This window comes from Microbacterium sp. Root53 (assembly GCF_001426925.1).
Taxonomy (GTDB): Bacteria; Actinomycetota; Actinomycetes; order Actinomycetales; family Microbacteriaceae; genus Microbacterium.
The window spans coordinates 97440-110099 of the sequence record NZ_LMFR01000021.1; the positions used below are offsets into that span (position 1 = coordinate 97440).

Annotated in this window: 12 protein-coding genes; all 12 read left to right on the plus strand. The window is 72.0% G+C overall.

Annotation, left to right across the window (positions count from 1 at the left end; genetic code table 11):
• The first annotated feature begins 13 nt into the window (after positions 1-13).
• The 12 genes from ASD19_RS09480 (at position 14) to ASD19_RS09535 (ending at position 12654) form a co-directional block, all read left to right on the plus strand.
• The gene (locus tag ASD19_RS09480) at positions 14-1426 is read left to right on the plus strand and encodes a UDP-N-acetylmuramoyl-tripeptide--D-alanyl-D-alanine ligase (RefSeq protein WP_055991731.1); all 1413 of its coding nucleotides are present in this window, start codon (positions 14-16) and stop codon (positions 1424-1426) included.
• Positions 1423-2535 (plus strand): phospho-N-acetylmuramoyl-pentapeptide-transferase, encoded by a 1113-nt coding sequence (mraY, locus tag ASD19_RS09485; protein WP_055991734.1) that lies wholly within the window; start codon positions 1423-1425, stop codon positions 2533-2535. Before ASD19_RS09480 ends, mraY begins: the two co-directional genes overlap by 4 nt.
• Positions 2532-4079, plus strand: a complete 1548-nt coding sequence (gene murD / locus ASD19_RS09490) for a UDP-N-acetylmuramoyl-L-alanine--D-glutamate ligase (RefSeq protein ID WP_055991737.1) — start codon at positions 2532-2534, stop codon at positions 4077-4079. The genes mraY and murD overlap by 4 nt, the downstream gene beginning before the upstream one ends.
• Positions 4039-5349, plus strand: a complete 1311-nt coding sequence (gene ftsW, locus ASD19_RS09495; RefSeq protein WP_082543118.1) for a putative lipid II flippase FtsW — start codon at positions 4039-4041, stop codon at positions 5347-5349. Before murD ends, ftsW begins: the two co-directional genes overlap by 41 nt.
• The gene (locus ASD19_RS09500) at positions 5346-6413 is read left to right on the plus strand and encodes a UDP-N-acetylglucosamine--N-acetylmuramyl-(pentapeptide) pyrophosphoryl-undecaprenol N-acetylglucosamine transferase (RefSeq protein ID WP_055991740.1); all 1068 of its coding nucleotides are present in this window, start codon (positions 5346-5348) and stop codon (positions 6411-6413) included. Before ftsW ends, ASD19_RS09500 begins: the two co-directional genes overlap by 4 nt.
• 228 nt (positions 6414-6641) lie before the next feature.
• Positions 6642-8051, plus strand: a complete 1410-nt coding sequence (murC, locus tag ASD19_RS09505) for a UDP-N-acetylmuramate--L-alanine ligase (protein WP_055991743.1) — start codon at positions 6642-6644, stop codon at positions 8049-8051.
• Positions 8048-9007 carry an FtsQ-type POTRA domain-containing protein gene (locus ASD19_RS09510; protein WP_055991746.1) on the plus strand — a complete coding sequence of 320 codons (960 nt, stop codon included), beginning with the start codon at positions 8048-8050 and terminating at the stop codon, positions 9005-9007. The genes murC and ASD19_RS09510 overlap by 4 nt, the downstream gene beginning before the upstream one ends.
• Positions 9008-9205: 198 nt before the next feature.
• Positions 9206-10381, plus strand: coding sequence for a cell division protein FtsZ (gene ftsZ / locus ASD19_RS09515; protein WP_055991750.1), 1176 nt, complete (start codon positions 9206-9208; stop codon positions 10379-10381).
• 3 nt (positions 10382-10384) lie between these two features.
• Positions 10385-11071, plus strand: coding sequence for a YggS family pyridoxal phosphate-dependent enzyme (locus ASD19_RS09520; RefSeq protein ID WP_055991753.1), 687 nt, complete (start codon positions 10385-10387; stop codon positions 11069-11071).
• Between the two features lie 34 nt (positions 11072-11105).
• On the plus strand, positions 11106-11570 hold the full coding sequence (locus ASD19_RS09525; RefSeq protein WP_055991756.1) for a cell division protein SepF: 465 nt from the start codon (positions 11106-11108) through the stop codon (positions 11568-11570).
• Positions 11571-11612: 42 nt separating this feature from the next.
• A complete protein-coding gene (locus ASD19_RS09530) occupies positions 11613-11915 on the plus strand; it encodes a YggT family protein (protein WP_055992005.1) in 303 nt (100 codons plus the stop codon).
• Positions 11916-12027: 112 nt separating this feature from the next.
• On the plus strand, positions 12028-12654 hold the full coding sequence (locus ASD19_RS09535; protein ID WP_055991759.1) for a DivIVA domain-containing protein: 627 nt from the start codon (positions 12028-12030) through the stop codon (positions 12652-12654).
• Positions 12655-12660: the final 6 nt, after the last annotated feature.

Genomic DNA, 12660 nt, shown 5'->3' on the forward strand with positions numbered 1-12660 from the left:
AGGTAGTGACCGCATGATCGCCCTGTCCCTGTCGGAGATCGCCGCCGCGGTCGACGGAGAGCTGCGCCTGCACGGCGCCGACACCGCCGAGACGGTCGTCTCCGGCGCGGTCGACACCGACTCGCGCGCCATGGCGCCCGGGGGCGTCTTCGTCGCCAAGCCCGGCGAGACGACCGACGGCCACCTGTTCGTCGGCGCGGCCGTCGAGAAGGGCGCCGTGCTGGCGCTCGTGGAGCGCGTCGTCGACGAGCCCGTGACCCAGATCGTCGTGCCCGACGTGGTCGCGGCCATCGCCGCGCTCGCGCGCGAGGTCGTCGGGCGCGTGCGCGCCCGCGGGGACCTGCGGATCGTCGGCATCACCGGATCCAACGGCAAGACGACCACCAAGAACATGCTCGCGACCGTGCTGCGCCCCGAGGGCGAGACCGTCGCGCCGGTCGGGTCGTACAACAACGCGGTGGGCGCGCCGCTCACGATGCTCCGCGTCACCGAGGACACCCGCTACCTGGTGTGCGAGTTCGGCGCGGACGACAAGGGCCAGATCGCGCGGCTCGCGGGCCTCGTCACGCCCGACGTGGGCGTCGTGCTCATGGTCGGCATGGCGCATGCCGGCGGCTTCGGCGGCATCGAGGCGACCGTGCGCGCGAAGTCCGAGCTCGTCTCGGCCGTCCGCGACGGCGGCACCGCCGTCCTGAACGCCGACGACCCCCGCGTGGCCGGCATGTCCTCCATCGCCGAGGAGCGCGGGCTCGGGATCCGGTGGTTCGGCGAGGCCGAGACCGCCGACGTGCGCGCGTCCGACCTGAAGGTGACGGCCGACGGCACGCACGCGACGATCACGGTCGACGGCCGCTCGTTCCCGCTCCACCTCCGCGTGCTCGGCGCGCACCACGTCAAGAACGCGCTCGCTGCCATCACGGCGGCCGTCGCGATGGGCGTGGCGCCCGAGGCGGCCGTCGAGCGGATCGGCACGGTCGAGCTCGCGGAGCGCTGGCGCATGCAGGTCATGGGCGGCGACCGCGTGCGCATCATCAACGACGCCTACAACGCCAGCCCGGACTCCATGGCCGCGGCCCTGCGCACGCTCGCGCAGATCACCGGCCCGGACGAGCGGATGGTCGCCGTCCTGGGCGCCATGAGCGAGCTCGGCGAGTACGCCCACGAGGAGCACGCCAAGATCGGCCTGCTCGCCGTGCGCCTGCGCATCCCCCGGATCGTCGTGGTCGGGCAGGAGGCGCGCAGCCTCTACCTCGCGGCCGTCGCCGAGGGCTCCTGGAACGACGAGGCGGTGTTCTTCGAGGACGCGGACGCCGCCTACGAATACCTCCGCGGCGAGCTGCGCGACGGCGACCGCGTGCTCGTGAAGTCGTCCAACTCCGCGGGGCTCCGGCTCCTCGGCGATCGTCTGGGAGAATCGTTCTCGTGAGATCACTCCTGACGGCGGCGGCGATCTCCCTGGCGTTCTCGCTCTTCCTCACCCCGGTCTTCCTGCGGCTGTTCCGCCAGTGGGGCTGGGCCCAGCCGATCCGCGTCGCGAGCGCGAAGATGCTCGCCCCCGACCACGAGGTCAAGCGCGGCACGCCCACCATGGGCGGCACGATCTTCATCGTCGGCACCGTGCTCGGCTATCTGATCGGATGCTTCGCGGGCGGCAACCCGCCGACGCCCTCCGGCTGGCTCGTGATCTGGCTCATGGTGTCGTTCGGCGCCGTCGGGTTCATCGACGACTACCTGAAGGTCAAGCAGAACCACTACGACGGGCTCAGTGGCTGGCGCAAGATCGCCGGCCAGGTCCTCGCGATCGTCCCGTTCGCGATCGCCGCGCTCAACTTCCCGAACTCGTTCGGCCAGACGCCCGGCTCCGGGTTCATCTCCTTCTTCCGCGATATCCCCGTCCTGTCGTTCATGGCGCTCGGACCCATCCTGGGCTGGCTGCTGTACCTGGCGTGGCTGTCGCTGCTCGGCACGGGCTTCTCCAACAGCGTCAACCTGACCGACGGCCTGGACGGCCTCGCGGCGGGCGCCGGCGTCTTCGTGGTCGGCGCGTACAGCCTCATCGCCTTCTGGCAGTTCAACCAGGCCTGCACGCGCCTGATCCTCGAGCCGGACCTGATGCCCGCCTGCTACAGCACGCGCGATCCGCTGGACCTCGCGATCGTGTCCGCCGCGCTCGTGGGCGGCCTGGTCGGCTTCCTGTGGTGGAACGCGCCCAAGGCGCAGGTGTTCATGGGCGACGTGGGCTCGATGGCGATCGGCGGCGTCGTGACCGCGATGGCGGTCCTGACCCGCACCGAGCTGCTGGGCCTGCTGATCGCCGGCCTGTTCGTGATCTCGTCGGGCTCGGTCATCCTGCAGCGCCTGTACTTCAAGGCCACGCGCGGCAAGCGCCTGTTCCTGATGAGCCCGATCCACCACCACTTCGAGATGCGCGGCTGGCCAGAGGTCACGATCGTCGCCCGGTTCTGGATCATCGCGGGCCTGCTCGCCGTGAGCGGCATCGGCCTGTTCTACGTCGAATGGCTCTCTCGCACATGACCTCCTCGGATCGCCTCGCGTCGCTCACCAGCTGGAACGCGGACTGGAAGGGCCTGCGCGTCGCCGTGCTCGGCCTCGCGTCGACGGGCTTCTCGGTCGCGGACACGCTCACCGAGCTCGGCGCGGACGTGCTCGTCGTGACGGAGACCGCCGCGGAGGAGTACGCGCGACTGGTCCCCGTGGTCGGCGCGCGGCTGTGGCAGGGGGACCTGTCCGAGGTGCCCGCGGAGCTGGTCGACTTCGCCCCCGAGGTCGTCGTCGCCTCGCCCGGCTTCCCGCCGTCGCACCCGGTCGTGGCGTGGGCGCGCGAGACCGGGGTGCCGCTCTGGGGCGACATCGAGCTCGCGTGGCGCGTGCGCGACAAGGTCGTGCGCGCCGACGGCACGCCCGCCGACTGGGTGTTCATCACCGGAACGAACGGCAAGACCACCACGACGCGTCTGACCGCCACGATGCTGGTCGAGGGCGGGCTGCGCGCCGCGCCCTGCGGCAACATCGGCGTCCCGATCCTCGACGCCGTGCGCGACCCGGCCGGTTTCGACGTGCTCGTCGTCGAGCTCTCCAGCCACCAGCTCTGGTACCTCGGGCTGAACGACGACGCCGGTTCGCCGTCGCCGCACGCGGCCGTGTGCCTGAACCTGGCCGACGACCACCTGCTCTGGCACGGCTCGTTCGACGCCTACCGCGACGCCAAGGCCGTCGTCTACCGGCACGCGCAGATCGCGGCCGTGTACAACAAGGCCGACGACGCCACGCTGCGGATGGTGGAGGACGCCGACGTCGTCGAGGGCGCTCGAGCGATCGGCTTCGACCTCGGCGTGCCCGGCCCGAGCGAGCTCGGCGTGATCGAGGGCATCCTGGTCGACCGCGCGTTCCTCGAGGAGCGGCGCACGTCGGCCCTCGAGCTCACCACGGTCGAGGCGCTCGCCGAGCGGGGCCTGTCGGCGCCGCACATCGTGGCGAACATCCTGGCCGCGTCGGCGCTCGCGCGCTCGCTCGACGTCGAGCCCGCGGCCATCCGGTCGGCGCTCGAGGGCTTCCGCCTGGATCCGCACCGCATCGAGGTGGTCGGACGCGACGGCGGCGTGACCTGGGTCGACGACTCCAAGGCCACCAACCCGCACGCGGCCGCCTCGTCGCTCGCCGCGTATCCCGGCGCCGTGTGGATCGTCGGCGGGCAGCTCAAGGGCGTCGACATCGGCGAGCTCGTGGCCCAGCGGGGAGCCGGAGCCCGGGCCGCGATCGTGATCGGCGTCGAGCGCTCGGAGGTGCTCGCGGCGTTCGCGCGACACGCGCCCGCGGTGCCCGTGTTCGAGGTCGACCACACCGAGACTGAGAACGTCATGGCGCGGGCCGTCGAGCTGGCGGCGCGGGTGGCGGGCGAGGGCGACGTGGTGCTGCTGGCACCGGCCGCCGCGTCGTTCGACCAGTTCACCGGCTACGACGACCGCGGGGCCCGTTTCGCGGCCGCGGTGAGGGATTGGATCGAAGGGGGAGCGCAGCGTGAGCAGCACGACGACGACGCGACCCCCGGCGACGCCTGACCCCGACCGCTCGGGCGCGCTGACCGCGCGCGTCACGCTGGGCCGCGTCTTCGCGCCGGTGCCGCTGGAGTTCCTGCTGGTGGTGTCGACCGCGCTGCTGCTGACCGGCTTCGGAGTCGTGATGGTCACGTCGGCCACGACGGCAACGTCCCTGAGTGCGGGCCAGAGCCCCTACAACGACGGCCTGCAGCAGGGGGCATTCGCGATGCTCGGGATCGCGGCGATGTTCGTGGTCAGCCGGCTGCCCGTGCTGTTCTTCCGCCGGATCGCGTGGATCGCGCTCGGCGTGGCGATCGCGGTGCAGCTGCTGGTCTTCACGCCGCTCGGCGTCGAGGTCTACGGCAACCGCAACTGGCTCGACATCGCGGGGTTCTCGGTCCAGCCGTCCGAGCTCCTCAAGCTCGCGCTGGCGCTGTGGGCCGCCATGATCCTCTACCGCAAGCGGACGCTGCTCACGAAGTGGCAGCACGTCTTCATCCCGCTCGTGCCGGTCGCACTGCTGGCGATCGGGACGGTGCTCGCGGGGCGCGACCTCGGCACGTCGATGGTGCTCGTCCTGATCGTGCTGGCGTGCCTGTTCTTCTCCGGCGTGCGGCTGCGCATCTTCGCGCTCCCCGTGCTGCTCGGCGTGGTCGCGGTGACGGCGCTCGCCGTGACGAGCCCCAACCGCATGGCCCGGATCATGAGCTTCCTCGACCCGAACTGCGACTACCTCGACGACTGCTACCAGCCGCTGCACGGCATCTGGGGCCTCGCGAGCGGCGGCGTCTTCGGCGTCGGCCTCGGCAACTCGGTCGAGAAGTACAGCTGGCTGCCGGCGATCGGCGACGACTACATCTTCGCGATCGTGGGCGAGGAGCTCGGCCTGATCGGCTGCGTGGTGGTGCTGGCCCTGTTCGCGACCTTCGCGGTCGGCGCCTTCCGGATCATCCGCAACAGCGACGACCCGTTCGTCAAGATCGCGGCGGGCGGCATCACGGTGTGGATCCTGGGGCAGGCGCTCATCAACATCGGCGTCGTGCTGCGCGTGTTCCCGGTGCTCGGCGTCCCGCTGCCGTTCATGTCGGCGGGCGGCAGCTCGCTCGTCGCGGTGCTCGCGGCGTGCGGCGTGCTCCTCGCGTTCGCGCGCACCCTTCCGGCGCCGCACGTCGCCGCGCCGGGCGGCGCCGCGCGCGCCGCGGCGCGGGGCGCGGGCACGGGCCGGGGAGCGGGCTCCGAGCGGGTGGCCGGAACGGGGCGCTCCGCGCGGCCTGCAAGACTGAAGAGGTGACGACCTACCTGCTCGCCGGCGGCGGCACCGCCGGCCACGTGAACCCCCTGCTCGCCGTCGCGGACGGTCTGCGCCGCCGCGATCCCGAGGCGGAGGTGCTCGTGCTCGGCACGCGCGAGGGGCTCGAGGCGCGCCTGGTGCCCGAGCGCGGATACGAGCTGCTGATCGTCGAGAAGGTGCCGTTCCCGCGCCGCCCGAACTCGGACGCGGCGGCCTTCCCGGTGCGCTTCCAGCGGGCCGTCGGTCGGGTGCGCGGGTACATCCGGGATCGGGGCGTCGACGTGGTTGTCGGCTTCGGAGGCTACGCGGCGGCACCCGCCTACGTCGCCGCGCGCCGCGAGCGCGTGCCCTTCGTGGTGCATGAGGCGAACGCCCGCCCCGGCCTGGCCAACGTGCTCGGCGCGCGCCGCGCCGCCGGCGTGGGCGTGGCGTTCGCCGGCACGCCCCTGCGCCGCGCCGAGGTCGTCGGGATGCCGCTGCGCCCGGAGATCGTCGGGCTCGACCGCGCGGCGCTCCGCGCGGAGGCCGCGGAGCACTTCGGGCTCGACCCCGACAAGAAGACCCTCCTGGCGTTCGGCGGCTCACTCGGGGCGCTGCGGATCAACACGGCCCTCGCCGAGTCGTGGCGCGACATCCTCAACACCGGATGGCAGCTGCTGCACATCACGGGGGAGCGGTCGGACCTGCCCGACCCGCAGGCCGAGGGCTACGCGCTGCGCCGCTACGTGGACCGGATGGACCTGGCGTTCGCCCTGGCGGACCTCGTTGTGTCGCGCTCCGGCGCGTCGACCGTGAGCGAGATCGCCGCGCTCGGCATCCCCGCGGTGTACGTGCCGTACGCGGTCGGCAACGGCGAGCAGCGGCTCAACGCGAGCGCATCGCTCGCGGCCGGGGCCGCCATCCTGATCGAGGACGCCCAGTTCACCGCCGACCGGGTGCGCTCCGAGATCGTGCCGCTCCTCGGCGACGAGGAGCGGCTGGCCGCCATGGCCGCCGCGGCCGAGACCGCCGGCACGCGTCACGGCACCGAGAACGTCATCGCGATGATCGACAGAGTTCTTTAGCGTCGCACGCGTCGGGCCCTGGCGGGCCACTCCGCGGGCGACACCGCTTCCGCTTCGCTCCAGCGGTCCGGCGCTTCGCGCCTGGTGGCCCCATCCGGGGCACGCTCGCTTCGCTCGCACATCGGTTGATCCGATCCCGCGCCCAGGCTGCAAGCTGCACCCTTGGAGAGACGGAGCGCCGCGCGCCGGGACCGGGGCAGGGCCGCGCCGACTTAGACTCGAGGGGCCATGATCAGACCCGACCTCAGCACCCCGATCCCCGAGCACGTCGGCGCCGCCCACTTCATCGGGATCGGCGGTTCCGGCATGTCGGGCCTGGCCCGCATGTTCCTCGCGCGCGGCGTGAAGGTCTCCGGCTCCGACCGCTCCGACAGCCAGAACCTGCGCGACCTCGAGGCGCTGGGCGCCACCGTGCACGTCGGCCACGACGCGGCGAACCTCGGCGACGCCGACACGGTGATCTTCACGGGCGCGATCTGGCCCGAGAACCCCGAGTACCTGCTCGCCAAGGAGCGCGGGCTGCCGATCATCCACCGCTCGCAGGCCCTGCACTGGCTGATCGGCGGGCGCCGCCTGGTCGCCGTCGCGGGCGCTCACGGCAAGACCACGTCGACCGGCATGATCGTGACGGGCCTGCGCGGCCTCGGCGCCGATCCGAGCTTCGTCAACGGCGGCGTGATCGCGGGGCTCGGCGTCTCGAGCGACTCCGGATCGGATGAGCTGTTCGTGATCGAGGCCGACGAGTCCGACGGCTCGTTCCTGCTGTACGACACGTCGATCGTGCTGATCACGAACGTCGACGCCGACCACCTCGACCACTACGGCTCGCACGACGCGTTCGATGCGGCGTTCGTGCGCTTCGCCGACGCGGCGCGCGAGGCCGTCGTGATCTCGTCGGACGACGCGGGCGCCCAGCGCGTGCGCTCGGGGCTGAGCCACCGCAACGTCATCACGTTCGGGCAGGCCCAGGACGCCGACGTCCGGATCACCGACATCGTCACCGAGGGGCCCGTCGCGTTCACCCTCACGCACGGCGGACGCAGCGCCACGGGGCGCCTCGCGGTGCCCGGCGCACACAACGCGATCAACGCCGCCGGAGCCGTCGCCGTGCTGATCGCGCTCGGCCACGAGCTCGACGCCGCCCTCGAGGCGGTCACCGCCGGGTTCGCCGGCACGGTCCGCCGCTTCGAGCTGCACGGCGCCGAGCGCGGCGTGCGCGTCTACGACGACTACGCGCACCATCCGACCGAGGTCGCCGCCGCCCTGAGCGCCGCGCGGACCGTGGTCGGCGACGGGCGCATCATCGCGGTGCACCAGCCGCACACCTACTCGCGCACCCAGCTCATGGCGGGTGAGTTCGCGCATGTGCTCGAGGAGCTGGCCGACCACACGGTCGTGCTCGACGTGTACGGCGCGCGCGAGGATCCCATCCCGGGCGTCACCGGCGAGCTCGTCAGCTCGAAGTTCGAGGACCCCGAGCGCGTGCACTTCATCGCCGACTGGCAGGAGGCCGCCGACTACACCGCGTCGGTCGCGCGCGAGGGCGACTACGTGATCACGCTCGGCTGCGGCAACGTCTACCAGATCATCCCGCAGGTGCTGGAGTCGCTGCGCGGAAGCGAGAACGCGGGAGCATGAGGCGCCCCGGCCCGCTGCCCCCGCCCGAGCGGCGGGACGCGCGGGATCCGCACGCCGATCCCGAGGGCCTCGTCGCCCTCGACGACGAGCCGCGTCGTCGCGCGCCCGTGCTGCCGTTCCGCCGCGGTCGCGCCGACACGACCGACGCCGCGCCGGGCGGCGGCGAGCCGTCCGAGACCGGGGCGTCGCACGAGGACGCCGGGGCGCAGCCGACCGGATGGCGCGACGTCTGGCGCGCGACCCGCGCGCGCCGCCGTGCGCTGCGCTCCGAGATCCGGCGCTTCACGGCGCGCTCGCGCCGCCGCCGGATGATCTGGATCGCGTCGCTGTCGGCGCTGCTGCTGCTCGTGATCGGGAGCGTCGGCGCCGCCTACAGCCCACTGTTCGCGGTGCAGCGGATCACGATCGAGGGTACCGTCGCGATCGACCAGGCCGCTCTGCAGGAGGCGCTGGCCGATCAGGTCGGCCGGCCGCTCCCGCTCGTGGACCACGCCGAGGTCAAGGCGGCGCTCGTGACGTTCCCCCTGATCGAGACCTACACGCTCGAGGCCCGACCGCCGCACGATCTGATCGTGCGGATCCGGGAGCGCACGCCGATCGGCGTAGTGCGCTCGGACGCCGGCTTCACGACCGTCGACGCGGCCGGGGTGGTGCTCGCCTCGGGCGGCGCGCGGCCCGAGGATCAGCCGCTGATCGACGCCCGCGACGGGCTCGCGTCGCCCGCGTTCGAGGCGATCGGCCAGGTGCTGCGCACGCTCCCCGACGACGTGCACGGGCTCGTCGCCGAAGCCCGCGCCACGACGCCCGACGACGTCACGCTCGTGCTTCACGACGGCACCGAGGTGCTGTGGGGGAGCGCGGACGACTCCGTCAAGAAGGCCATCGCGCTCCTCGCCGCGCCCGACGGCTACTCCTACTACGACGTCTCGTCGCCCGGCTCGATCAGCGTCGGCTGACCTCTCGCGAACCGCGCAGACGGCTCGTCACGCCATTTCGCGACACGACTCGCGACACGCCCACGGCCAATCCGGATTCGAGCGCGCGGCGCGCATACCTTCATGGAAGGAATTGCATACCGGGCAATACTTTAACTCTCATGTAGAGGGTGAAGGTTCCGGGATGAGACCAGGGTTCGACAGCAATCGGAGGCCGGCATGAGCCAGAACCAGAACTACCTCGCCGTGATCAAGGTCGTCGGCGTCGGCGGCGGTGGCGTCAACGCCGTCAACCGCATGATCGAGCTCGGTCTCCGTGGAGTCGAGTTCATCGCGGTCAACACCGACGCGCAGGCGCTGCTGATGAGCGACGCCGACGTCAAGCTCGACGTGGGCCGCGAGCTCACGCGCGGCCTCGGTGCCGGCGCCGACCCCGAGGTGGGTCGCCGCGCGGCCGAGGACCACGCCGAGGAGATCGAGCAGGCGCTCGCGGGCGCCGACATGGTCTTCGTCACGGCGGGCGAGGGCGGCGGCACCGGCACCGGCGGCGCGCCGGTGGTCGCGCGCATCGCGAAGTCGATCGGCGCCCTGACCATCGGCGTCGTGACCAAGCCCTTCTCGTTCGAGGGCCGCCGCCGCCAGAGCCAGGCGGAGGCGGGCGTCGCCACGCTGAAGGAAGAGGTCGACACGCTCATCGTCGTGCCGAACGACCGCCTGCTCGAGATCAGCGACCGCGGCATCTCGATGGTCGAGGCGTTCGCGACCGCCGACCAGGTTCTCCTCGCCGGTGTGCAGGGCATCACCGACCTGATCACCACGCCGGGCCTCATCAACCTCGACTTCGCCGACGTCAAGTCCGTCATGCAGGGCGCCGGATCGGCCCTCATGGGCATCGGATCGGCGCGGGGCGCCGACCGCGCCATCAAGGCGGCCGAGCTCGCGGTCGAATCGCCGCTGCTCGAGGCGTCGATCGAGGGCGCGCACGGCGTGCTGCTGTCGATCCAGGGCGGCTCGAACCTCGGCATCTTCGAGATCAACGACGCGGCGCAGCTCGTCAAGGAGGCCGCGCACCCTGAGGCCAACATCATCTTCGGCACCGTGATCGACGACACGCTCGGCGATGAGGTGCGCGTCACGGTGATCGCGGCGGGCTTCGACGGCGGSGAGCCGCAGGCGCGGCTCGAGGTGCCTTCGATGGCGGGGCGCGCCCCCATGCCGACCCTGCCGGGCGCCACGTTCGGCTCGTCGGCGCCCGCGCCGGCTCCGGTCGAGAAGAAGGAGGAGCCGGCGCGCGAGACCGTCTCGGTCGCCGCCGCGGCTCCCGTGCTGCCCGACGCGGGCTTCGACTCGGCGTTCGGCGACGACGACCTCGACATCCCGGACTTCCTGAAGTAACTCATGACCGACGTCGCGTCGCGCCTCGCCGATGTGGATCTCCGCATCGGCGAGGCCGCGCGCGCGGCGGGCCGCGACCCGGGCGAGCTGACCCGGATCGTGGTGACGAAGTTCCATCCGGCGTCGCTGGTGCGCGAGCTCCACGCCCTCGGCGCGCGGGACGTCGGCGAGAACCGGCAGCAGGAGCTCAGCTCCAAGTCCGCGGAGACGGCGGACCTCGCCGGGCTGACCTGGCACTTCATCGGCCAGGCGCAGACCAACAAGGCGCGGCAGATCCGCCGCGCCGCCCGCGTCGTGCACTCCGTGGATCGCGAGCGCCTCGTCACGGCGCTCGATGCGGCGGCCGAGCCGGGGGAGGGTGCGCTCGACGTGCTCGTCCAGATCAACCTCACGGACGATCCGGGGCGCGGCGGCGTCGCGCCCGACGACCTCGAGGCGCTCGCCGAGCGGGTCGCCGCCGCCGAGACGCTGCGACTGCGGGGCGTCATGGCCGTGGCTCCGCTGGACGAAGCCCCCGCGGCCGCCTTCGAGCGCCTCGCGGGATACGCCGAGCGCGTGCGCGCGGTGGTCCCCGAGGCCACCTGGATCTCGGCGGGCATGACCGCCGACTTCGCCGAGGCGATCGCCTGCGGCGCGACACACCTGCGGATCGGGTCCGCAATCACCGGCCCTCGCCCCGCCCGGGCGTAGCCTCGAAAAAGCAGAGCAGACTACGGAGGACGCCATGGCGAACCCGCTCAAGAAGACGATGGTCTACCTCGGACTTGCCGACGAGGAAGGATACGAGGACGTTGCCGAGCAGCCCCAGCGCACGCACGAGCAGCCGCAGCACGACGAGGCCAAGCCGGCCCCTGTCACGCCGCTGCGCCGCCCCGCTGTCGTCCGTCAGCCCGCGGCGGCTGCCGTGAACGAGATCGTGACGGTGCACCCCAAGCAGTACCGCGACGCGCAGATGATCGCCGAGCACTTCCGCGACGGCATCCCGGTCATCATCAACCTCTCGCAGATGAGCGACGCCGACGCGCGCCGACTCATCGACTTCGCGAGCGGCCTGTCGCTCGGCCTGTACGGCCGCATCGAGCGCGTCACCAGCAAGGTGTTCCTGCTCTCGCCCGAGAACATCGCGGTCTCGGGCGACGGCGGCATCGCGCACGCTGACCCCGAGTCCGCGCCCTTCGCGCAGGCCTGATCCGCGGCCCCGCCGCGTCTGCTCGTCGTCTCGTCTGCGATGGTGACCGTCATCGGGCTGATCGCCTCGATCGTCAACTTCCTGCTGCTCATCTACATCCTCGTGCTGTTCGCGAGACTGATCTTCGAGTACATCCCGATGTTCAATCGCGAGTGGCGCCCCAAGGGGGCGCTGCTCGTGGTCGCCGAGGTGGTGTACACCCTCACGGATCCGCCCATCCGCTTCTTCCGGCGGTTCATCCCGCCCCTGCGGATCGGCGGCATCGCGATCGACTTCGCGTTCGCGCTGACCATGCTGCTCTGCTTCGTGCTGCTGTCGGTCACGCGGTCGCTCACCATGCTCTGAGCCGCGCACGATCGTCCCTCGGCGGCATCCGGTGCGGCGGCTATGCTTGCTCACGGAGAAGTGCCCGGGCTCGGCCCACGGCCACAGACACCCCACGGAAGAGGAGCCACCCATGGCATTGACGCCGGATGACGTCGTCACCAAGCAGTTCCAGCACGTCCGGTTCAAGGAGGGCTTCGACCCGGACGAGGTCGACGACTTCCTGGACGAGATCGTCGTCGAGTGGCGCAAGACGATCGAGGAGAACAACGAGCTGAAGGCCAAGCTCGCCAAGTACGAGTCGGGCGAGCTCGCTCCCTCCGCCGCTCCGGTCGCCGCCGCCGCTCCCATCGAGGAGCAGCCGGCCGAGGAGCCCGCCGCCGAGGAGCCGGCCGCCGAGGCCGCTCCCTCCGCCGAGCCCGTGTCGACCACGGCGTCGAGCGCCGCGAGCATCATCGAGCGCGCGCAGCGCCTCCACGACGAGCACGTCGCGGAGGGCAAGCAGACCGCCGAGCAGCTCATCGCCGACGCCAAGGCGGAGGCCGAGCGCCTCGTCAGCGAGGCCGAGAGCCGCCAGCGCGAGCTCAACGAGAAGTACGAGAAGGACCGCACGACCCTCGAGGGCCGCATCAGCGAGCTGCGTCAGTTCGAGCGCGACTACCGCCAGCAGCTGCGCAGCTACTTCGAGGCGAAGCTGAAGGACCTCGACGCCTCGGGCTCGGCCTCGGGCGAGACGCCGGTCTCGGCGATCGGCCTCTGAGCCGGT